Source organism: Lentilactobacillus hilgardii DSM 20176 = ATCC 8290, assembly GCF_000159315.1.
GTDB classification, from domain to species: Bacteria; Bacillota; Bacilli; order Lactobacillales; family Lactobacillaceae; genus Lentilactobacillus; species Lentilactobacillus hilgardii.
On record NZ_GG669998.1, the window covers coordinates 33394 to 57525 of the forward strand.

The 24132-nt window shown below is 38.6% G+C and carries 21 protein-coding genes; 20 read left to right on the forward strand and 1 reads right to left on the reverse strand.

What is annotated here, in order from left to right; translation table 11 throughout:
* The 16 genes from HMPREF0519_RS11490 to HMPREF0519_RS11555 form a co-directional block, all read left to right on the forward strand.
* The coding region (locus tag HMPREF0519_RS11490) for a distal tail protein Dit (RefSeq protein ID WP_003636434.1) at positions 1-1233 on the forward strand (1233 nt) is incomplete at its 5' end.
* Positions 1234-1238: 5 nt separating this feature from the next.
* Positions 1239-1988 (forward strand): phage distal tail protein, encoded by a 750-nt coding sequence (locus HMPREF0519_RS11495; protein ID WP_003636435.1) that lies wholly within the window; start codon positions 1239-1241, stop codon positions 1986-1988.
* 49 nt (positions 1989-2037) lie between these two features.
* A complete protein-coding gene (locus tag HMPREF0519_RS11500) occupies positions 2038-4620 on the forward strand; it encodes a phage tail spike protein (RefSeq protein WP_040472821.1) in 2583 nt (860 codons plus the stop codon).
* Entirely contained in the window at positions 4617-5462 is an 846-nt protein-coding gene (locus tag HMPREF0519_RS11505; RefSeq protein ID WP_003636437.1) for a hypothetical protein, read from the forward strand. Before HMPREF0519_RS11500 ends, HMPREF0519_RS11505 begins: the two co-directional genes overlap by 4 nt.
* A 9-nt stretch (positions 5463-5471) precedes the next feature.
* Positions 5472-5633: a hypothetical protein gene (locus tag HMPREF0519_RS13965; protein WP_003636452.1), complete on the forward strand. Its 162-nt coding sequence runs from the start codon at positions 5472-5474 to the stop codon at positions 5631-5633.
* Positions 5605-7662, forward strand: coding sequence for an XkdV family phage structural protein (locus HMPREF0519_RS11510; RefSeq protein WP_003636454.1), 2058 nt, complete (start codon positions 5605-5607; stop codon positions 7660-7662). Before HMPREF0519_RS13965 ends, HMPREF0519_RS11510 begins: the two co-directional genes overlap by 29 nt.
* A gap of 282 nt (positions 7663-7944) precedes the next feature.
* Positions 7945-8406 (forward strand): hypothetical protein, encoded by a 462-nt coding sequence (locus HMPREF0519_RS11515; protein WP_003636455.1) that lies wholly within the window; start codon positions 7945-7947, stop codon positions 8404-8406.
* Positions 8407-8433: 27 nt separating this feature from the next.
* The gene (locus HMPREF0519_RS13735; RefSeq protein WP_003636457.1) at positions 8434-8595 is read left to right on the forward strand and encodes a hypothetical protein; all 162 of its coding nucleotides are present in this window, start codon (positions 8434-8436) and stop codon (positions 8593-8595) included.
* Between the two features lie 63 nt (positions 8596-8658).
* A complete protein-coding gene (locus HMPREF0519_RS11520) occupies positions 8659-9141 on the forward strand; it encodes a hypothetical protein (RefSeq protein ID WP_003636459.1) in 483 nt (160 codons plus the stop codon).
* A gap of 12 nt (positions 9142-9153) precedes the next feature.
* On the forward strand, positions 9154-9978 hold the full coding sequence (locus tag HMPREF0519_RS11525) for a GH25 family lysozyme (RefSeq protein WP_003636460.1): 825 nt from the start codon (positions 9154-9156) through the stop codon (positions 9976-9978).
* Positions 9978-10229, forward strand: coding sequence for a hypothetical protein (locus tag HMPREF0519_RS11530; RefSeq protein WP_003636463.1), 252 nt, complete (start codon positions 9978-9980; stop codon positions 10227-10229). Before HMPREF0519_RS11525 ends, HMPREF0519_RS11530 begins: the two co-directional genes overlap by 1 nt.
* A 722-nt stretch (positions 10230-10951) precedes the next feature.
* Entirely contained in the window at positions 10952-12148 is a 1197-nt protein-coding gene (locus HMPREF0519_RS11535) for an NEAT domain-containing protein (protein WP_003636464.1), read from the forward strand.
* On the forward strand, positions 12135-12977 hold the full coding sequence (locus HMPREF0519_RS11540) for an NEAT domain-containing protein (RefSeq protein ID WP_003636465.1): 843 nt from the start codon (positions 12135-12137) through the stop codon (positions 12975-12977). Before HMPREF0519_RS11535 ends, HMPREF0519_RS11540 begins: the two co-directional genes overlap by 14 nt.
* 15 nt (positions 12978-12992) lie before the next feature.
* The gene (gene isdE / locus HMPREF0519_RS11545; RefSeq protein ID WP_003636467.1) at positions 12993-13898 is read left to right on the forward strand and encodes a heme ABC transporter substrate-binding protein IsdE; all 906 of its coding nucleotides are present in this window, start codon (positions 12993-12995) and stop codon (positions 13896-13898) included.
* Entirely contained in the window at positions 13895-14851 is a 957-nt protein-coding gene (locus tag HMPREF0519_RS11550; protein ID WP_003636469.1) for a FecCD family ABC transporter permease, read from the forward strand. The genes isdE and HMPREF0519_RS11550 overlap by 4 nt, the downstream gene beginning before the upstream one ends.
* Positions 14838-15608: an ABC transporter ATP-binding protein gene (locus HMPREF0519_RS11555; protein WP_003636471.1), complete on the forward strand. Its 771-nt coding sequence runs from the start codon at positions 14838-14840 to the stop codon at positions 15606-15608. Before HMPREF0519_RS11550 ends, HMPREF0519_RS11555 begins: the two co-directional genes overlap by 14 nt.
* A gap of 137 nt (positions 15609-15745) precedes the next feature.
* On the opposite strand, the gene HMPREF0519_RS11560 is transcribed toward HMPREF0519_RS11555, so the two are convergent.
* Positions 15746-17386, reverse strand: a complete 1641-nt coding sequence (locus HMPREF0519_RS11560; RefSeq protein ID WP_003636474.1) for an FAD-dependent oxidoreductase — start codon at positions 17384-17386, stop codon at positions 15746-15748.
* Positions 17387-17740: 354 nt separating this feature from the next.
* Between HMPREF0519_RS11560 and HMPREF0519_RS11565 the strand changes: the two genes are divergently transcribed.
* The 4 genes from HMPREF0519_RS11565 to cydC all read left to right on the forward strand — a co-directional run bounded on the left by HMPREF0519_RS11565 (position 17741) and on the right by cydC (position 23875).
* On the forward strand, positions 17741-19207 hold the full coding sequence (locus HMPREF0519_RS11565) for a cytochrome ubiquinol oxidase subunit I (RefSeq protein ID WP_003636476.1): 1467 nt from the start codon (positions 17741-17743) through the stop codon (positions 19205-19207).
* On the forward strand, positions 19200-20210 hold the full coding sequence (gene cydB / locus HMPREF0519_RS11570; protein WP_003561635.1) for a cytochrome d ubiquinol oxidase subunit II: 1011 nt from the start codon (positions 19200-19202) through the stop codon (positions 20208-20210). The genes HMPREF0519_RS11565 and cydB overlap by 8 nt, the downstream gene beginning before the upstream one ends.
* 198 nt (positions 20211-20408) lie before the next feature.
* Positions 20409-22139: a thiol reductant ABC exporter subunit CydD gene (cydD, locus tag HMPREF0519_RS11575; protein WP_040472822.1), complete on the forward strand. Its 1731-nt coding sequence runs from the start codon at positions 20409-20411 to the stop codon at positions 22137-22139.
* Positions 22136-23875, forward strand: coding sequence for a thiol reductant ABC exporter subunit CydC (cydC, locus tag HMPREF0519_RS11580; protein ID WP_003636480.1), 1740 nt, complete (start codon positions 22136-22138; stop codon positions 23873-23875). The genes cydD and cydC overlap by 4 nt, the downstream gene beginning before the upstream one ends.
* Positions 23876-24132: the final 257 nt, after the last annotated feature.

The window sequence follows — 24132 nt, forward strand, 5'->3', positions numbered from 1 at the left end:
GATGTAGGAGCAGATAATTATGATGTAAACACATTTGATTTTGCGTTTGATGAAAACGGAAATGATGGCTTTAATTCACAAGATGATTTAGGAATCTTTTTGAATCATGTATCGAAACCGTTAGCACCTAGCATTACTGAGTCGTTTCAAGATGTTCCTAAACGTTATGGTGGTGTTTACTTAGGAACAGACTACGGTGAAAAGGAATTTGACATTCCAATTACTTGTTTCTGTACCACTCGTGATGAATATAACGAACGCATTAAAACGTTGACTAATGTTTTAGTTAATAACAGTAGTGATGCGGATACTGAATATCCGCTGAGGTTTAATGACGATCCAGATGTAACTTATTATGGACACTTTACGAGCATTCCAACACCAACGTTTATTAATGAAGGTGTCCAGGACTTTCAAACTACGTTAGTCTTCATGTTGGCGGATCCACGTGGATTTCTACCACAAAAAGAAATAAAAATTACAGATAATGATCAACAAATTATTCCTGAAGGAAATACGGAAGTTGATCCAATTATTCATATTATTCCGAAAACCGATCTTTATTATGTGGGTTATGAAACAAATGATGATTATGTGGCGGTTGGATATAACGTTGATGATGGTGATACGGCTACGGATAGTGATGGCAACATTACAGTCATGGGACAATCCCAAACTCAACAGGTTGACGATCCCTGCAACTCGTTAGCTACGTGGATTCAATGTAGTGAAAATACGCAAGCCTTTCCAATTTATAAAGGCGATATAGATGGAAACTCAGCAGCCACTGGTACTTCAATTATGGTGGCTAAAGATAAAGATGATCATTACGAATGGGGATCTCGTGGGAAACACAAGAATTTTTACGGACCAGCGGTTATGCATAATGGTCTACCGAAAATTACTCCCTATTGGAAAGTTTCGGTGCGTTTGCATCATGTTAAACGAATGAAAAATGAGCGGGCAATGGGAAAGATTGAAGCTTATTTATTGGATAATAATGGTAATGTTTGTGGTCGGATGGGAATTGAAGATTACTCAATGGGACGGTATCCACGGGCGTTTATTCAATTAGGCAATAATTTCGATAGCAGTAATTCTGATAGCTATTTGACATTGTTGTTTGATGAAGGTAATGGTCAGCAGAAACAAAATGAGGCTACCAAGCATGTTAAAGTTGCCTACACCAAAACGGTCACCGTTAAGAAGAAGACAGCCAAAAAGAAGAAGTGATATAAATGAATCTACAATTCTTTGCGCGAAAGAAACGAAAAACTCGTAAAAAGACTAAGACTAAAAAGAAACGAGTTGTAAAAGCAAAAAAGGGTGGTAAGAAAAGTAGTAGTAAAGGAGGCAAAAAGACATCAGCCCCCAAAGCTACGACAAAGAAGAAAAAGGAAAAGGAATATGTAACTGAAACTTCGTACATGAATAAGGATGCTTACTCGAACTTTTATGGTGAATTTATTCTTGAACGACAGAAAAAATCGGATAAGTCTGGTAAAGTTTACGACAATTGGGTAGCAGAAATTAACCAGTGGGATCCTAAAACTGGTGAACCATATAGTGTTAATAATACCCATAAAACTCACATGCATAAGGCAAAGTTGGATAAATCTGGTAAGTTTGGCTTCGCCTTGGCAAATTTAGGCGTTTTCTTTGGCAAACATGATATTAAAGAGGACTTGGTTAATCCAGTGGTGGCGTATAAGTCGGATTATGAAGCTTTAACCAATTATGAAGAATGGCGCAGTGATGGCTCTACTGATCCGGATGATACACCACATATTATTGCCAAGGCTGGTCAAGAAATTATTATTGATACGGCCAACAATAAAGTTACTATTGATGGAAAGCCGGCCGATAAATACGTTTCATGGTTATCGACCTTCCCTAAATTAACCGGTGGGGTTCCACAAGCTTTACACTTTGTCCCGGATCCTAAAAATGCCGATGTAACAATTGAATATCGACCAGCAATTAAGTAGTCACGAAAGCGACTACTTTTTTCATACATATATTAAGGAGGTTAGAGATTTGTATATTATCCTGGATAAAAAATTAAAGCGAGTTGCCACGTTATCGACTAATTCAGATGCCAACCCGTTTTGGGGTGAGGTAGTTGAACGCCAAATTGCTGATGATAATAGTAATTCAGATGATGGCATTACTGGCGTTAGCACTTTTAATAGTACGGATCCGAATGCTAACTCCAAAAGTTGGAACGATACATTAACGGGGCTAACCATGCTGCAAAGTGCCCCTGCGGCTCAATATTTAACGGTTGGTAATAGTGTTGCAGTGTATGATGATGTGCATAATCATTGGCGTATTTATCGAATTTATCAGGTTGATGAAAACATTGATGCAACTAGCGGAGCTCATTTAGTAACGGTGGATGCTATTAACCTAGCAATCTATAAACTAAATAAGACCATTCCACCACAAAAAGAAATTAAAGATTGTAAATTAGATCAAGCTATGCAGTGGATTATGGCTGATACTGGTTGGGATTTACAAAATAATTGTTCTTCGGGCTTGTTTGCTGATATTAACTTTGATGGTACGGCTTCTAGTCAAGCAGCCTTGCAGACAGTCTTATCAACTTACGATGCAGAAGCCGATGCCTATTGTCATATTGACTCCAACGGTATTTTGACTGATCTAATTTTAGAATTAGCTGATCAATTAGGTGAAAATGAGGGGAAATCAATCACTTATGGTCAAAACATGTTATCTGTCCAACGAGAAACAGTTGATACTAATTTAGTAACCAAGCTTTACATTGTGGGCGCAAATAATGCTTCAATTGCCTCGGTTAATAACGGCAAGAATTATATTACTGACGTTTCAGCAAATTCTCTTTATAACACTGATCAGAACACCTGGCTGGAAGGAACGATTACTAGTGACACTATTACTGAACCTAAAGCATTACTTGATTGGGGATTGCGGGAATTAAGATTGTACAATCATCCACGAATTAACTATGCCGTGGAGGTTACTCAAGATTTTCAAGCTAACTTGGGCGATACTATTAAGGTGATTGATTTATCTATGAACCCGATTTTAACCACGGAGGCAAGAGTCATTCAGCAAACTACCTCAGAAAGTGACCCAAGTCAAAATAAAGTTGTATTAGGTGAGTTCAGTACAGTTAAAGTAATTACGCCGGCGTTTATCCGTAATATGGAACAGCGTTGGAATGACCATGTTAAGAAACTATTTGAAGATGCCCGAGAAAATGCCAATGCAGCCACAGTCAGTTTGATTACGCCGTTGGGCTCGACTTGGTATAACACGGATACTTCCAAACGGGTGATTGCGAGATTGTTTATTGAAGGCGAAAATGTGACTTCTTATCTGTCACCACAAGCTTTTAATTGGCAAAAAATTAATATGGACGGTACCCGTGATATTGGGTGGGAAGCTGACCATGCAAAAGATGGTTATCAGGTTACGATTGAACCACCCTTTGTCGGCACCTTATTAGTTACAATTGATGATACTTACGTTAAAAATCAAGCTGAAATGTGGATTGATACCAGTAGTTCAGCTGACGGCTCTTGGCAGAAGCTTTGGGAAACTAAGGATGCCGCCAACAAAGATTTTAACGGTGATCAGCATATTGGGGCCTTACAATTTTCATATTTATTGAGTGATGGTTCAGTGTTGTCTAGTTATCACTACACTAAAGACAAAAGCCATTCTGATTGTGAGTTTATTAAATGGAATGCCGATGGAACATTACAAAGCATGATGTTTGTAACTGGAGGTGGCCATTGCGGATCGTTTGGCTATGATGAAAGTTCCAATACGATTTATACAGAAATAAAAGATCCAATTGATGGGAAATATTATTTGGTAACAATGGCATACCAAGCCAATACAAGTGCTAGTAATATAACCAAGTGGTGCCAAGTAAAACAATATTTTCGAGTTGCAGTTGATTTGAAAAATAATCTATGGCTGGGAAGCACGACGAGTGGGAAAGTGTATGTTTGTCAGATAAGCGATTTACAGACAGGAAACTTCAAACCAATCATTGAATTTAAATTGCAAGATTTTAAATGGAAGCCATTACCAGCTGGAACCACTAATAATGGCGCTTATAATACTCTTCAGGCGAATGGGATTAGCTATCCATTTGCTTTTTTTACAGATGGTGATGTTAACAATGCTGATGACAAACATGTTATGTGTATTAACTTAATTACACAGTCAATGGTATTTGATTATGTGGTGGAACCAATGCAGGATATTAAGTTAACAGTTCCGTTGGAAAATGGCGGTCATTTGGAACCGGAGGGCATATATGAAGATGTTAATAATTCTAGGTTAATTGTTGGCTTTAACGTTTCTGAATATAGGGATGATGCACACACTGTGTCTATTGCTCATAGCGCATTATATACGGCTCCACTTAAAATCCGTGATGATTCTAAAGACTTAGTTGTTGAATATCCTGAACAAGATGAAGGTGAAAATGATGAAGCTGAACAACCAGTAATTGCTGGAAATGATAATGCGGATGATTCGGATGCAAGTTCGGATAGTGATGAAGATGGTGATGAGTCAACTGGCGAAGGGACAGAAGTTGAGGATGGTGATAACGATTGATTATTGCAACGGGAACTTTAAATATTGATGAAAATGCTAAGCTTGCCCAGCAGGCTTCTGACGATGCCAAAAGTGCCGCTAACTCTGCGGCTGATGAAGCGGGCAAGGTTAAAACATCGTTGGATGGGAAAATCACTGTTTCATCTCAAGAACCATTTGATGATGGGAAAACCCATGATGAAGGTGATATTTGGTATGTTCAAGATAGTAATCATATAACTAGTGAAATGTATACTTATGATGGATCTGATTGGGTTAAGACCAAAATGTCTCAAACAGCTTTGTCAGTTGGACAGCTTTCAGCGTTATCTGCTGATTTAGGAACCATTGAAGCCGGATATTTGAACTCTGTGGAAGTTGATTCATCAATCATTAAAGCTGCGAAAATTGATGCAACTTCAACAATTACAGGGGCATCAATTGAGGAAGATGGTAATAATGGAAGGATCACATTAGACACAAACGGTTTTTGTGCCATTAGTAATGGTAAATATCTTCAATTTGTATCTGGAAATAGTAATGGGTACACTCAAATTCGTGGTGGCTTGGATGTTGATTCAATTAACGTTGGATCCTCAATCATTGAAGGACAAACTTTTCAAGCATATGGCGGCAACAATACTCATATTGGTAGTGAAAATGCATGGACCTATTTAGCGGAAAAAATTAAGTGTGGCGCTACTAATGATGGTAACCCCTCAATATCTTCTACTATTGGAACTGATATTTATTTCCACAATGAAGCTGGTACGACGATTGATCTTCATGCTGGCGACGTCATTTCACATGGGACCAATTTACTTGATGAAATTAATGGGATTAAAAAGAAATTGAAGATGTAAGGTGATTTGATGAGTAACATTAATGCGCAGGATTTAATTAACCAATTAGTTAATGAGTACAGTCAAGATATGGCAGCAAAAAATCAACAAATTGCGTTATTAAAAATTGAAAATAATCAGCTTAAAAAGAAGGCGAAAAATAATGAGCAAGGAACTCGCATTCACAGATGATAATGATGTGGTTAAATATTTAGATACAACCACTGCTTTTAATCTGGCACTCACGGCCGACGGGGTGGCCTTTGATTTAACTAATGCTAAGTCAATTCTGGTAAAAATAGCTAATGACGATGGATATATCATGCAAGAAACTATTGATTTAACCACTGTAACTAGTCCGCTTGGTGGAACACTAAGCTTTCCAATTAATCAGGATATCATGAACACATTGGTTCCAGATGATTATGATATTGAAGTTTGGGTTACTATGAATGATGGTACGCAGGCTATTTTCCCAAGTGATGGAACGTTAGGATTTTCCATTGAAGATAACTTAATGAGTGATACTGGTGAAGTAATTCCGACAATCAGTTTGAATGATTTTCAGCAACAATTTGATGATCTAAGTAGCCAAATGGAGAATGCAGTTCAAAATGTGCATAAGGGTGACCAAGGTAACCCTGGCAATGGTATTAAGTCTGCCAACAATCAGTATCAGTTAAGTGATTCACCAGTTACAGTTCCCACAGGGGGCTGGTCAGATACTATTTTGGCGACAACCGATCAGCTTCCCTATCTGTGGACTAAAATTATTTTTACCTACGATGACGGAACAACTAATGAAATTAATTTCGTTTCCAGCCGAGGTGACACTGGTAGCCAAGGGCCAATTGGACCAGTTGGCCCACAAGGAAAACAAGGAAATGGTTTGGTTGTTAGGGGGAAAGCTGATAAAGAGGAAAATTTACCCACAACGGGTAACAACCAGGGTGATGGTTACTTAGTCGGAACGGACTTATATATTTGGATAGATGATTCATGGCAAAACATGGGAAGCATTACGCCTGATTTAGCTGATTATGTAAAAGTGGCTGATATGAACAATGCTTTAAACACTAAAGTTAATGTTACTGATATGCGTAAACCAGCTAGTGATGTAGCGGGAATTGAAGAGGTTAACGCTAAGCAAGATAAAATTGCCTACACACCTGCTGATGATAGTAAAGTTGTTCACAGTACAGATACATCAAATTGGCAAAAGCAAAAAATTACCAATGATGATGGGAGTGTTCTAGTGAATGTCGCTTCGGGTGATCTATCGAATGCTATCAGTAATTTAACTATTGGATTCTATACATTGTATTGTTCAACTGACGTAATCAATAGTCCCAGCATTAAACCATTACGAGGATTTATCCATATTACTTGGTATGGATCCGCTGGGCACAATGTCGGTGGTGGGACGTTGGTTGATGAGGACGGAATTGCATATACGGTCACTGCATTGCAAGGAGTTGTGGCTTATAAATCCTTAGCTGACGATTCCAAAGTAGCCCACCTATCTGGTGCTAATAACTTTGACACCGTTCCAACTGTTAACAATAATCCGTTATTACTAGCAAGCAGTTTACCGTCTGACTTAGCACGAACAGGTCAAGATACCAACTTTATGGGAAAACTTCAAAAGTCTGGAATTGACGTGGCAACCACAACGGATGTTACAAATGCTGTTAATACCGCTACAAGTAATGTGGTTACAACAGATAAATTAGCAAACTTTACAGCAGGTTTGCAGTCAGGAGGTGTTTCAGTCGCTACTAGCGACGATTTGAAAAGCGTTGAAGCAAGTGCTTGGCGTCAGCTAGATAATCAATATGTTACTATTTCAGCAGATGGGGATAGCTTTGGAAAAGCAGGTGACAATTCTAACGTTTTATACAAAATTGATGAAGAAAAAAAGTTTATCTATTTTTCGTTTGTTATATTTAATCCTGATGTTAATGGAAGAATAGAAATAGCTTATATTAATTTCAGTAGTATCGTTAAAAACATATCCTTTCCTAACTATAATTCCTTTAATCTACGCACTATTACATCGGGCATCAATTCCGCTGACGTGTCGATAGCTAACAACAAAATAAAAATATATTGTAGAGGTAATTCTCCATATGTTTCTTCTATGTCAGCAGAGTGTGCAAAAACACCTAGTTCTGGATGGGAATATAGTCAATGTTTTATTTGCTACGATGCGTTAGTTTAAGGAGGAACCACCACGCCAATTTATTATGTAAAACCAGATTTAGATAACCAATTTCCAGATAAGGAAATCATACCCATACTTGAGCCAGCAGATGGTTTACGAGTAGATGATGTTCCGACTACCTCGATTCAATACTTCACTCGCTAATGATGGATGTACGTATTCAAGAGTGATGGTTCGCAAGAAGTCACAGCTCTGGGGAACTTATCTAACTTGGATCTCGACTATCTACAAGGATTAATTGACAAGAAAACGGAGTTAATTTAGAAAGGACGATTAAATATGTTTATTTATGTTACGTTTGATTCAAATGGTTTTGTTACTGATTATAAAAAAGTCGAGACCGATGGTTATACAAGGGTGTTCGTCTTAGATTCATGGATTAATCAGTTTGCTCAATACCCAGATAAGTTTAGATATGATTCAACTAATCAAAAATTACTCAATCCGGGAAACTTGCCTGACATTTCGCTAAACACGTTAAATCAGGATTTTACTAAGCTACAGACGACAGTGCAAAATTCTCAGGCTCAAATTCAAGGAATGACTGAAAGTGGGACACAAAGTGCGGCAGCTTTGACAGCTTTAGCTCAAAGCCAATCGTCTTTAGCGAGTGAAGTTCAACAGGCTTTGGCATCGGTAACAGCCTTAGCAAAGCAGAATACTTCATCTAGTACTTCAGCAGCAAATTCAACAAATACTACTCCAGCACCTGAATCAACACCAAGTTCAACAACTAATTAATTAGATATTAAATGGAGGTAATTATATATGTTATATCAAATTTTTAAATGGGCTTATCAGGATTGGCACACAATGAATATTACGGATTTACGGGGAGTTACTGATCCAACAGGTAAAAATTCCTATGCTTTAACCGTTGAACAATTTAAAGAAATTTCTGGTGAAGATTTCAATTCCACTCAGTCTTAATAAATACGCTTTTACAAAAAGTAAGGCGTATTTATTTTACTTAAAATTTATGGAGGTAATTTTATGTACACACAAATTGTCGATATTTTTAATTCTCTTAAAGCAACCGGACTGGTTGCTTTTTTAATTGCAGTTATTCCAGCAACTTATAAATTGGTTAAGCCACTAATTGAAGTTAAAATCAAAACTGAAAAAAATGTTCATATTAAACAGGGCATGGAATTGGGCTTGAAATTAGCGAATGCTTTTGTTCCCGTTGTGGCAAGTATGCCCGCTTTAAGTGACTCAGATCGCAAAAAAGTGGTCAATCAATTTGTTGATTCTGGCTTAAAAGAGTCCGGCTTTAATTTTAAGGTAGAAACAATTGAAGGATTAGCAGAGCAAGCTTATCAGTATTACAAACACACTATTAAAGGTGATAATCATAAGGCACCTGTAACTCCCGCTCCTACGAGTAATAATCAAACATCAGTTACGACACCAATAGCCCCAGTTGATGATGATCCAGAAGTATTTAAAGAGCCCCAAACATCTGAACAAAAATAGGAAGTGACGAAAATGACAAAAAAGGTTGCTGATTTATCTGCTTATCAGGGCAGTTCTGAGGCCTATATGAAATCTTTAAAAAGTCATGGAATTGATTCCATAGTGGTTAAATTGACGGAAGGCACTGGATACATTAACCCTAAAGCTAGAGAACAAGTGGCTAACGGATTCAAAGTATTTGGTACTGTGAGTGTTTATCATTTCTTTCATGGTCATGGTTCATCAGAAGCTAAGTATTTCTTAGCTTGGGTAAAAAGCTTTGGGTTGGATAAATCCACAGTCTTGGCCCTAGATGTGGAAGCACAAGACCTTCCTTGGAAGACCACAGCCGAAGTAAATGTCTTTTTAAAGGAGTTAAAAGCCAACGGTTTTACCAACGTTATTACTTATGGATCCGGTTCATGGTTTGCTGAAAAGCGAATTGATCGAGCTGAACTTATTGATAAGCATATTTGGGTAGCAGCGTATGGTGTTAGTCAACCGGGAATTGATAATGTGAATGCTTGGCAATATACTGATAACTATAATGAATTAAAGGTTGACGCTAGTTTAGATTTTGATGGTTCACTGTCCGGAAGCGGGATAGTTATAAAGCCTGTTAAACCGGAATATTACCAAACACCAGGCCTATACGAAGCAACACAAAGTGTGATTCACCAATTTAACGACGTTCAATTCAAATCTAAACGTCATACACGGTTAATTAAAGGAAGTCGATTTTACGCTACACCAATTAAATATGGTAAAATTTATCGGCTCTCTACACCAACAGGGTACTATACAGCTAATAAAGACAAAGTTAAGTTTATCTTTGCGGTAAAGGCTGGTGGTAAATAATGACGGCAGTTCCTGACGAAATTAACATGACTGAGATGTTAATTGGAATTAAAGAAGATATTTCTTCCATTAAGCAACAGCTAAGCGACCAAGCAGACTTAAATGAAAAAGCTGATAAAGCTTTGGCCAAGTCCATTGAAAATGAACATCGAATTGATAATTTAACTCACATAAACTATGCATTGATTTCTTTGGTAGCAGCGGGGATTTTTGTACCGTTGATTATTTATTTGATCGAGAAATTTATGTAAATAAAAAGTGGCTGGGATTAATTTCCTAGCCACTTTTTTTTGCTCTGAAAATTAGTATGATTTTTTAACGGTCAAATAACGGTCACTTGCTTTACAAATGCTTATATATCAACACATTGGTTACCCAACTAATGCCCAGAAACGGCTTTTATAGTGTTTTACCCATTCAGAAAATAATAAATAACCATTTTTGCTTTTTTGAAAGATTTATACTTTACAATAAATGAGTTAACTCCAAATCAAAAAATTCTTGTCATCTAATTACTTTCTTGCTGTAATGTCTTATGAACGATTATTAATGGGAAGAGGCCTTATGTACAAAAATATGCGTGTCAATTTGATGAAGAAGGATAATAAACATTATCGATTTTCAAAAACATTCAAAAAATAGGGGATATATCGGACATTGTTTGGTATGACGCCAAACTGTACAACAGACTACAAAACTGATCGACCCACCAAAGTGACATTAGAACAAACAAATGGTAAAGTAACTCGCAAAAAAATTTAAAAATGTATAAAGTGGACTGTCAAAAATGTAGTATCCCTAAGCTGTATGTTTAAGTATTGACTTTATATACATATTGAAACTCGCAGAAATATTTTAGACGATTCAAAAGTTTACAATTTGTTTGGGAAACTTTTAACAAAGTTATTAACTTTCACTGAGCAGTAATGTAAACTTATTTTGTATCATAAATTATGTTTTTGGGGGAGTTTATATGAAAAAAAGGAATATCAGTCTCATTCAATGGTTTGTAACTGCTTTTTTTGTTTTTTTGATCGGATTAACAATGACATCTCCAGTGAAGGCTGATCAAGCTAATCTTAGTGACGGAACGTATACGGTACCGGTTACGTTACTGAAAGCAGGAAGTAGTTCAACTTCAATTGCAAACATGTTTTTTACACAAACTGCTAACGTTAAAGTAACTGGGGGAACTTATCAGATTCAGTTACAAACAAATGGAGCAGATTACATTACATCTGTGACAGTTGGTTGTCAACCCGTAAATGAAGACAAATCCGGTTCAAACGCAAATTTGACTGTCAACTTGACAAATCCAAGTGACCTGGTACCAGTTACATTTGGATTACAAGTGCCACTTCTTGGGACAATGAATCAATCAGCCCAATTTCAATTTAAATGGTCAAGTGCCACAAGGACTCAAGGTTCAACACCTGAAGCAGCGACAAGCAGCAATGCAACAGCTACACCAGCAACACCGGTTGCAACTTCTTCGTCAGAGGCGAGCTCAGTAAGTACATCTAGCACGTCAAAGACCGTCACCAGGGAGCCTAATATGGTACCCTCAACAACCTCTGGTTCAAAAAAAGCTGTTAGTAAAAAATCGGGTTATGCATGGAAATATGTTGTCCTGAAGGCTGATTCAAACGCAAAATCCATCGCAAACAAATATTATACGCATACTACTCGCGTGAAAAAAGTTAACAAACACTATAACGTGCTATTAAAAGTCAGCTACAAGAAGGCACTTAAATTAGGATCCAAGGCAGTCCGTCCAGTTTCTATCAATGGACGAAAGCCACTATCGGTGACATATGGGGCTACAGCCAAGACTTACAACTTAACCTATTCATTTAACATTAGTTCCATCAATAGATTAAAGAAAATTGTTGCTGGTAAGATTCATGTAACTGTCCCGTACGCAAATATTAGTTCAAACTTCGGCATTAGGTTGAAATTCGGCCATGCGAGTGCTTCAAAAACTGGCAAAAAATCATCTAATCATCAATCAGGGGCCAAAGTTATTGCCAATACAGTAGCAACTAAGACTGCCTCAAACGAAAGATTACCTCAAACGGGTGATGATCGTGGAAAGTCTACTTCCATTATTGGAGCAGTTCTTGGAAGTGGTCTCTTATTTGCTTGGGGGCTAAATCATGAAACTAACTAGAGGAAAGGGCTTTATAATTATACTCAGTGCTTTGTTCTTTTTTATTTGTTTGAGTACGGTCAGTAACGCAAAATCAATTTCATACAAAGCACTATTATATGGCACAAATAAAACCTCAATGGCAAGCGGATATTTTGTTAAACCGGCAACTGTTCGTATTTCACATCATAAATATGTGGTTACAATGCAAATAAAAACGGCTAAAAGTCTGTCTTCGTTTCCAGTTGTTGTGAACTGGGTAAATGGAGAGGAACCCAAAAATGTTCGTAAAGCTAAAGATCGTGCAGGAAATTCACATTATTATTACTCATTTACTACGACAAATTTAACGAAGCGAATTAACGCTAAACTAGCAATAGATGTGCCAAAAGTTTATAAAGCACACCACCTAATTAGTTTTAAATTCAGTACAGCTGGACTGCCTAAACTTAGTCAACAGGGGTTAACTGATACACACAAAGTTAAAGCATCATATAAACATACAACGACCACAGCGCCTGGTAAAAGCGCCGTGGTAAGACCGGCGAGTAAAAGAACTCAGATAAAGAAAAGTAAAGTGACTTCCTCGCCAAAGATCAACAAGGCAAAGGCTACTCAGCCGAAAAAACTAAACCATGTGACAAAGCATAAACAACAACCTAATAAAAAGGGCAAGCAACAGGTTAAGCCGCAGAAGAGGCCCACTCAAAAGGCTGCAGCAAAAAAGAGTGACAAGTCCCCTAAGGCTAAAACAAATCATGATAAAAATCATACGCCATTAGTGATTGGCGGTGTGATTGCAGTCATTGCAGCTGTTGGTGGCGGATCATGGTTGGTTTATAAACACTAGGAGGTTGCTTAATCAATGAAAGGTTCACGAAAAGTTGGTCTGATTGTTTTAGGATTTTTTGCTGTTATTGGAATCGGGCTGGGATTGCTCTTTGGCTTTCATTCAACCAACTCTAAACAGTCACATCCAAGAATTGTTGCAACGACATATGCAGTTGTTCAAATTGCCGATAAATTAGACTTACCGTTAGTCGGTGTACCAACAACGGCAAATAAAATGCCTGTTCGTTATAAGAATGTGACCCGTATTGGCAGTCCGATGAATCCAAATGTCGAGAAAATTGCAAGTTTAAATCCGACGGTGGTTTATTCTGTGACAACATTAAAGGATCAATTTGGGAAGGCATTTTCAAAGCGACACATTAAGCCATATTTTTTAAACCTAACGAGCGTTAAGGCGTTAGAGAAAACAGTTACGAATATGGGCTACAGATATCATCGTGTCTCTAAGGCAAGAGCGGCGCTTAAGGAAATTAATTCTGCCAAGAATAAGGCACATACTTTGGCTGTCCATCATCAAATAAAGCCAAAAGTTTTAGTCTTGATGGGTCTACCAGGAGCTTCCTATATGATTGGTACTAATCATTCATATGTTGGTAATCTGGTTTCTCTTGCCGGTGGAAAAAATGTATTCCCATCAAAAAATCAAGAGTATATTCAACCAAATGATGAAGCAATAAAAAAAGCAAATCCTGATGTTATTTTACGTTTGGAACACGCACTTCCAAAAATGGTAACCGCTCAGTTTAATCAGGTCTTTAAATCCGATTCAATGTGGCAGACAATTTCAGCTGTTAAAAAGCATCGTGTATACGATCTTCAGGAACCAGATTTTGATGCAACAGCCAATATGCGGGCGGCAATTGCAATTAATAAAATTTCGAGATGGCTTTATCCGCGAGATGGAGGAACAGCTCAATGACTAAGCGTGAAATAATCTGGTATTCATTGGCTGTTTTACTGTTAATTGTATCTATTTGGGTATCTTTTATGATGGGTGCAACACCTTTTTCATCATCACAAATCTTCTCTGCCTTTTCAGGCCATAATGACGCCGACTTGAATATTCTTGTTCAAATTCGGGCGCCAAGGATTCTGGCTAGTTTGGTTTGCGGTGGGATGCTGGCAGTAGCAGGCGCCATTAGTCAATCCACATTTCATAATCGGTTGGCGGATCCCAGCATTCTTGGCGTTACGGGAGCAGGAAGCTTTTTAATTCTGATTGCAGGCTTTTTGGTGCCTGCATTTCCATTTGATAAGATGATTTATGCCTTTATTGGTGGAGGGCTAACGTTACTTTTCTTATCTTCAAAATCACTTTTACAGAATTCTTTTAAATTGATTATTATTGGTGTAGCGTTAAGCTTAACTTTCTCAGGTTTTCAGCAATTATTCTCTGGCGATTCTTTGGTTGGAACCAGTACGTTTAATGGCATTACATGGTCGGACACACTGACACTGTTAATTACGGGAGTGATCGGATTGGTTGCTGCAATGATACTTGCTCCTTGGGCAAATTATTTGAAAATGTCTGACCAACAGCTTGCATTGCGTGGTGTTTCAGCAAGGTTTATTCGTTTTTGGCTGTTAGCTGTCGTTGTCTATCTTTCTTCCGGCGCGACAGCGGAAATAGGTGTTATTCCGTTTGTTGGCATCATTGTGCCGAACATTTCCCGTTATTTGGTTGGTCATGACTATCAAACAATTATTCCGTTATCGATGTTACTCGGGTCATGGCTGCTGTTGACGATTGATACAATTGGCCGAACGATTACGCTGCCTGGTGAGATTCCCGCTGCAACCATTATGACCGTAGTGGGAGGTCCCTTTCTGGTCTGGATGTTATGGGGGCAAAAATTTAATGAAGTTAGATAATGTAAGTTTTTCATTTCATGCAGGTCAGCCAATTATTCAAAACATTTCCGCTGATGTTGTTCCTGGTTCAATCCTGTCAATTATTGGACCAAATGGCGCCGGTAAAACAACGTTGTTGAAGTTAATGGCTAACCAGTTAAAGCCAACCAGTGGGCAAATCAGCCTTAATAATCAATTTCTTGCAAAAATGACTCGAAAGCAATTGGCTTCAAAAATTGCCGTTGTCAGTCAACAAAATCATCTCTATGATGATATGCAAGTGATCGACGTTGTGAAAATGGGGCGACTGGCTAAACATCATTTGTTGGCAACCGTTGAAGATAAAGAAGTATTGCCATATCTTGAGATGACAAGAACAAGTTCGCTTGCTCACAGAGCGATGAGTCATCTTTCAGGTGGGCAGCGACAACGAGTGTGGATTGCATCTGCAATTGCCCAAGAGCCTCAATACTTATTGCTTGATGAGCCAACCACCTATTTAGATATTCGTTATCAAAGTGATTTAATGGCAGTTATTGCCGAGCTTCATAAAAAAGAGAATATGACGATTGTGATGATCCTTCATGATATTAATCAGGCGTTTAAAATGAGTGATCAGTTGTGGCTAATTCGGAATGGACGTTTAATTGCCCAGGGTGCACCAAGCCGATACTATGATGAGAAGCTTCTTAGTGACATTTTTAATATTCCAATTCACATTGTTACTATTCCGAATTATGGGCACTACATTATTGAACTAACAGCTGATTCATTTTAAATTTTCAGGTTATTAAAAGTAGAAGAGCGGGCTATTCGATACTTTGACAAAAATTATTCGAGACAAAATAAAAGCGGGTCGGGATATTATTATCCCGACCCGCTTTTAATCATCCAATATTTTTAAGCAATTAGATACTATTTTTTATAAATTGATTGTGGCACACCGTAACGCGAACGACCCCAAGTCTTCTGTAACCATGGAACAAACCAGTAATCCAGTCCAAATGACCTGCCGGAACCGTTCATTAAAGCCAATGCAACGAAGAGTGTCCATGTTGTTGGCCATGTGAGCATCGCAAAGAAGAATAGGATGATCACAATAAGATTTGCCAGCCAAGTGAACAAGCCTAAGAAGATAAGCGCTCCCAGCACTATTTCCAATGCACCTAATCCGGGATGCGCAGTGACCAAGAAACTGACTGAGTCATTAACATTGGCCATTCCATCCAAGAAGAAAGCAAGCCCAAAGAACAATCTTAACGGGACACTCCACAGAACGTTACTTCGTTTTGACGTATTGTATCCAAAGACGGTCCGACCATTCTTAACCCTAAAGAACTCTTCGAGAATATATTTAAACATGAAGTAGCCGGAATGAATTCTCATGAAGTACATAATATTGGTAAAATGCTTCATAATTGTTGCAATCCAACCCCGAACACGCTTACCGCCGAAGACTTGGGCAATGCCGTAGTGCGCGCCAAATGAAACTGTGAAGCCCATATTCTTATCTTTAAATTCCATATAGTTTTGGTTACCGTCGATATCAGCTGCCATGTTTGTTGAAACGACAATTGCTTCATTTTCAGCCTCTTGAGCAGTTTGTGGAACAGCACGTTTTGCGCCTTCTTCGGTCGCATTTGCGTTATCACCGGCTACATAGATACTTTTATCTTCAAACCCTTTTGCCTGTAGGTATTTATTGGTGACCAAACGACCACCACGTCCAGCTTCGATTCCAAAACTGTCAGCAACATGATTCGTTTTTACACCAGCAGTCCAAATTAAAGTATCAGTCGAAATGGGATCCTGATCCTTAATTTCAACGGAATCCGAATTAACCTGGGTAATCATCGAGCTGGTCCGAATTTCAACATTATTCTTTTTGAAATAACTTTCGGCATGTGCTGCATTTGTTCGATCAAGCATATTAATAATTGTTGGTGCAGCTTCAACCAACATAATCTTGATTTCGCTAGGGTCAATCTTATTTTCCCGAGCCAAAACCTTCTTATAGTCAATTAACTCACCAACGGTTTCTGCACCGGTAAAACCGGAACCACAGACAACCAAGGTTAACATCGCTTGACGTTTTTGCGGATCACGCTCCAAAGCGCCTTGTCGAATAATGACGTTGATGTGGTCACGTAAGGCAATCGCATCTTCCATAGACCAAAGCGTATAACCATTTTCTTTAACACCGGGTGTCCCAAAGTCGTTAGGTTCGCCACCCATACTGATCAAAAGACTGTCAAAAGGATAAGTGCCGTTTTCACCGACAACCTTCTTGCCCTCTTTATCAACTTCACTGATATTGTCAGTGATTAGTTGGACGTTCTTCTGTTTATGGAAGATCCGCTGTAAGTCATACTGAATACTATTGGGTTCCACACGTTCAGTTGCAACTTCGTGCAAACGCGTCATGTACGTGAAGTATGAATGACGGTCAATTAACGTAATGTGAACATCAGGATTTCCCTTAAAACGTTTTGCCAACTTTTTAGTTGCGTAAACACCTGAAAAGCCAGCACCAATGACAACGATATTCTTTGCCATAATTAATTTCCCCCTTGAATTTTAACGATAAGTTAAGCAACTAAAATATATAAAAGAATGAATAATAGCATAACCTATTCTTATCACTCATATTATAAAAGTACATCGGCTGATTGTCTAATGAATACTATTACAAAATAAAAAAATATTTAAAGCTTTTTTTTCACAAGCATTACTATACCAAGGATTCAAGGGCATTCGGGATCAATTTGATTAGTCACAATTTTCTTTCACAAAACATAAATAAATATTCATGTTTAGTCGATATTTTCATTTGAATATTAGGCAATCAATAGATACAATAGAAGTATATGGGGAATACTCATAATCTGTTAGTTAAGGGGGGATACAACAATGTTGAATATAGGTTTGTCAGTACTAGGTCTATCACGTTTTCAGTTTGCGATGACCACTGTTTTTCACTTCTTCTTTGTACCGTTTTCGATTGGGTTAGCATTTATCGTAGCGATTATGGAGACGTTATACGTTGTTAAGAAGGATGAGACTTATAAGAATATGGCGAAGTTTTGGGGGAAAATATTCCTGTTTAGTTTTGCTGTCGGTGTTGTTACTGGTATTATTCAAGAGTTCCAGTTCGGAATGAATTGGTCTGAGTACTCACGTTTCATGGGTGATATTTTTGGCGCACCTTTGGCAATTGAAGCGTTAGCCGCATTCTTTATGGAGTCGACGTTTATTGGTCTCTGGATGTTTACCTGGGATCGATTCAACAAAGTTGTTCATTGTTTGTTTATTTGGCTGACCGCTTTTGGGTCAACGCTTTCAGCACTTTGGATTCTTGCTGCAAATAGTTTTATGCAGAATCCGGTTGGGTATGTGATTAACTCACAGACTCACAGAGTTAACATGACGAGTTTTTCTGCGGTTTTAACAAATCGTCAACTATGGAATGAATTTCCGCATGTTATTTTCGGTGCTTTCTTAACCGCGTCATTCGTTGTTGCAGGGGCTTCTGCATGGCGATTACTTAAGAAAGACCATGAACATTTTTATCGAAAATCACTTAAAGTGGGGTTGATTATTGGATTGTGTGCCTGCTTAGGCTCGATTTGGTCAGGTGACACCCAGACGCGTTACTTGATTAATAATCAGCCAATGAAGTTCTCAGCCATGGAAGGTCTTTATAAGAATTCCACGAAAAAGGGTGACTGGGCACTTGGTGCAGGAATTGATACTAATAACCATAAGACCACTTGGTCAATTGATATTCCTTATGTTTTAAATATCTTGAGCTACCACAAATTAAGCGGCACCGTTAAGGGTCAAAATCAAGTTAACAAAGAGTTGAAGGCTAAGTATGACGGTACAAAACAGGGTCAAAAGATTAAGAACTATTACGTTCCGACAAAGACCTTGTTCTGGAGCTTCAGATTGATGGCCTTTTCAGCAGGCTTGTTTGCTTTGATTGCAATCGTCGGTCTGTGGTTGAATCGAGAAAAGTCCAATGCGATTATGAGGCAGCGGTGGTTCCTGTATATTATGGGACTATGCCTCTGGCTGCCATTTATCGTAAACACAGCCGGTTGGTTTATTACTGAATTTGGTCGGTATCCATGGGTTGTTTATGGTCTGCTAACAATTGCGGATGCTGTTTCACCAACTTCGACAGTTCTGGGGTTGTTGTTTACCAACATTGTTTACTTCCTGATTTTTGCTTCACTTGGGGCTGTCATGATTATTCTCAGTCACCGGGTTCTAAAATCAGGACCGGATTCAGTCATGACAGATGGTTACTCGAGTAAACCGGAAAAGTCTTCTGATAAAGATCCTTATGAAATGGGGGCGGCTCATAATGACTAATCTTCAATTACTTTGGTTTTTACTGATTGGTGTTTTGTTCAGCGGCTTCTTCTTCCTTGAAGGATTTGATTTTGGAATCGGGATGTCAATTCGATTCTTTGCTAAAGATCGAGACGAACGTGATGTTGTGATTCAAACAATTGGTCCGCACTGGGATGGTAATGAAGTTTGGCTGATTACGGCTGGTGGTGCAATGTTTGCATCGTTTCCAATGTGGTATGCATCATTGTTCTCAGGATACTATATCGTTTTGTTCCTTATCTTGGTTGCCCTCATTTTCCGAGGCGTTTCCTTTGAATTCCGTGCAAATATGCAAACTGATACTTGGCGTAATTTCTGGGAATGGGCAGCTTCGATCAGTAGTTTCTGTGCAGCATTTCTATTTGGTATGATGTTTACAAGTATGATTCAAGGGGTTCCACTGGATGGTCAAGGAAATATCTTTGGGAGCTTCACCACTTATGTAAATTGGTTCTCACTGGTTGGCGGTGTTGCCGTTTCACTTCTTTGCTTCATTCACGGTTTGAATTTCTTACGTCTAAAGACCAGCGGCGGCCTTAGAGAACGCGCCCAAAAATGGAGTAAGATTCTTTATCCTGTTTTACTTGCGGGTGAAGTTGTCTTTGTCATCTTGCTCTTCTTGACAACCGATTTCTTTGCCAAAAAGCCGGTAACCACTTGGAGCATCTTGATTGCATTGGTTATTTTTACTTTGATTGCTTGGTGGGGCGCCATTGCATCCCACGATTGGGCATCATTTTTGGCAAGTGGGTTGTCTTTAATTAGCGTGGTTGTCTTAATCTTTAACGGGTTATTCCCACGTGTCATGATTGGTAAAGATAATGTTAATTCAATTTTGATCAAGAATGCATCAAGTTCACCATATACTCTGCATTTAATGACAATTATTACGTTCTCAATTTTGCCGATTGTTCTTATTTACTTCATTTGGAGTTATTGGGTATTCTATAAGCGTTTGAGTTCACCAAAACAAACTGCATAATCTTTTGGTAGGGACATGGCGTTAATTAACGTTAATGCTTGTTTTTACCAAAGATCAGTTAAATAACGATCCATCGCGTTTTATTGAAGTGATGGATCGTTATTTTTGATTTTAATATTTTGTAGATGACGGTTCCATTGTGTGCAATTATTCACTATACTAGTCCGTGTAGTTAATAAAATTGGGGGAGTGAACGAGTTGATTGATAAACGATTACTGGCACTGCCGGGAATGCGACGATACCTTGTTATTTTGGGAATTTTGGTATTTGTTCAAGCGGTTGCAATCATTGTTCAAGCAAGATACCTATCGGTTGCGATTGTAAATTTGTGGAATTTACAATCGTTAAAATCGATTTTAATACCGACAGTTGTATTTGCCGTTGCGTTCTTATGTCGACACTTATTAACGGTAGCGCAAAATCGTGTCTTTTTTCCGTATGTTGAAAAGACCAGCGGTGAGATGCGGGAACAATTAATGTCTAAGATATTTCATCTGGGACCTGCCGAAATTGAAAAGCGTGGGACTGGTAATATCGTGACAATGGCACTTGAAGGAATTGATAAGGTCCAAACCTATTTAATGTTGGTTATTATTAAAATATTGGATATGTCGATTACACCATGGCTGATTTTACTTTATATCCTTTTTTTACGATGGGAACAGGCTATTTTTCTCTTTATTATTTTTCCAGTAATTATTTTATTTATGGTTATTTTGGGATTAGCGGCACAGAGTAAGGCTGATCGTCAATATGAGGGGTATCAGCGCCTTTCAAACCACTTTGTCGATACTTTACGCGGCTTGCCTACGTTAAAGCAATTGGGGCTTTCTAAACGCTATGCGGATAATGTCTTTGATGTGAGCGAATCTTATCGAAAAGAAACAATGTCAACATTGCGAATTGCTTTAACTTCGACATTTGCATTGGACTTTTTTACAACCTTGTCAATCGCCGTTGTTGCAGTTTTTCTTGGCTTTGATTTGCTGGACGGAAAGGTTATGCTGCTGCCGGCTTTAACTATTTTGGTTTTGGCACCCGAGTATTTTTTGCCGATTCGAAACTTTGCAAATGATTATCATGCAACTTTGAACGGTAAAAATGCTTTATCGGCTGTTTTAGAGGTTTTAAACGAACCGGAGATGAACCAAACCGATGAGCTCACTGACTTTAAGTGGCAGAAAGATGCCACACTTAAATTTACAAAAATGACTTTCACATACCCTAATGCTGACAAACCGGCTCTAAAGGACGTTTCGGTTACGATTCAGGGAATGAAGAAAATTGGGATCATTGGTGCATCTGGTTCGGGTAAATCAACATTGATTAATATTATTGGCGGCTTTTTGGCACCGGACAAGAAGGGGCAGATTGAAATTAACGGACAGTCATTGCCTCATTTAAATCAAAAGGCCTGGCAACGCAACTTTCTCTATATTCCACAAAATCCTTATCTTTTTCATGCCACACTTGCACAAAATATTGCGTTTTATGTTGATCATGTCACGTCGGACTCAATTAACCATGCTGCCAGGCGGGCCGGACTAAACGAATGGATCAAAACGTTGCCGGACGGTTTGGATACAATGATTGGTGAGGGTGCAAGAACGGTCAGCGGTGGACAGGCACAACGAATCGCACTTGCCCGTGCTTTTCTTGATACAAATAGAAAAGTGCTTTTATTTGATGAACCGACTGCGCATTTGGACATTGAAACGGAAGCGGCATTGAAGAAAGATATTTTACCTATTTTTGATGATCATTTGGTTTTCTTTGCGACGCATCGCCTTCATTGGATTAGTGAAATGGATTATGTCTTAGTGATTGATCATGGTCAAATTGTTGAGCAGGGGACGCCTGAAGAACTAAATGCCAAAAATGGCAAGTACGTTAAATTGCGTTCAGAAATGGGGGCTGCAGAGCTATGAAGCAATTAAGACAAACATTTGCACACGATACTTGGGTCATGCCTTATTTGCGAAAATATAAGGGGCTGCTCATCCTGGTTCTTTTTCTTGGCTTTATGACATTTTTCTCTGGTGGTGCCCTGATGTTTAATTCGGGTTATTTGATTAGTGAAGCTGCCAGGCGGCCATCCAGTATTATTTATATTTATGTTCCCGTTGTGTTAGCCAGGGCATTTGGAATTGCCCGACCGGTTTTTCGCTACGTGGAACGGCTTACCAGCCATAATTGGGTACTGCGAATCGTATCGGATTTTCGTAAGAAACTATACCAAACAGTTGAGAGAAAAGCGTCGGCCATTAGACGTTCTCATCAAACTGGAGATATTTTAAGTATTTTAGCAGATGATATTGATCATATTGAAAATTTATACTTACGAACCGTTTTTCCCATGGTCATTGGGTGGCTCTTGTATATTTTTGTTGTTATCGGTGTTGGTTGCCTTAATTGGGTGGTCGGTTTATTACTCATGTTGTTACTGGGGATCATCGTTATTATTATGCCATTAACCTCGGTTGCCACCAACGGTGTTCGTGAATTTCGTCAACATCAGATTCAGCATCAGTTCTACACAAATCTAACCGATGAAGTTCTTGGTCTGGGTGACTGGTTGATTTCGGGCCGGTACCATGACTTTATGACTTTACAGAAGAAGCCAATTGATGCTATTGCCGCTTTGCGAAGAAAAGATCATTATTATCAGTGGTGGCGGTCATTTTTTGTTCAAGTGGTTGTTTTATTGACGACATTGGTACTTCTGATTTGGAGTGGTCATTCATTAACAGCAACCAAATCATTAGCCGATTGGATTGCCGCGTTTGCATTAGCTATTTTTCCAGCGGTTTCACCCTTTCTGAATATGAGCCAAGGGATGAGCGAATGGCCGGTTTATCGACGCTCTATTGAGCGGGTTAACCAATTGGATCAGGGAAATGCTAAGATGGATGATCAATTGCGTTTATCTGAACGATTTAAAGAACTCAACATTGATCACCTGACGTTCAAGTATCCAGACGGAGATCGTCGTGTTGTTAATGATATTTCGATGTCGGTTCATTCGGGGGAAAAGATTGCTTTGCTTGGGCCGAGCGGTACTGGTAAAAGCACTTTCTTAAAGCTAATGGTTGGCGACCTTAAACCTGTTAGCGGCCAGGTAACCATTAACGGCGTACCCGTGTCTTCACTGCAGCGCGATCGTGCGTCATTATTTGGAATTCTTGATCAACAACCCTATCTCTTTAATACGACAGTTATGAACAACGTTCGCCTTGGTAATATCAATGCATCGGATGAGGATGTTAAAAAAGCACTTGAGGCAGTTGGGTTAAAAGACTTAATTGAATCACTTCCTGAGAAATATCAAACGCATGTTCAAGAAGCCGGCAAACGATTCTCCGGGGGAGAGCGTCAGCGGTTGTCATTGGCTAGGATTCTACTTCAGGACGCACCAATTATTATTCTCGACGAACCAACGGTCAGTTTAGATCCAATTACGGAGCGTCACCTTCTTGATCAGGTCTTTGATTTACTGAAAGATAAAACGATTATTTGGGTGACTCATCATTTAGCAGGAATTGGGCACGTAGATCAGGTTCGTTTCTTGGAAAATGGTCATTTTGATATGCAGGGAACACCCGAGGCACTATATAAAACAGAAGCCCGGTTTAGGCAATTATATGATCTGGATCGGGGAAAATAATGAATATAACCACTTTGTTCCCAATCAAGTGAAAGGGATATCGATTTTAAAAGAACCGGAATTTCTAGTTATTACTAGAAATTTCGGTTCTTTGTGCACTAGGATATTGTGAAATTATTATGAAATACTTTCATAGTGGATAACTGACTCACAATTTATTTTTAATAGGGTGTCAGTACCTGTTATCAAGAGCGTTGGTCCTGCTTTTAGGTGGCGACCTGAATGATGTTTTTTTACAATAAAAATATTATTTTAAT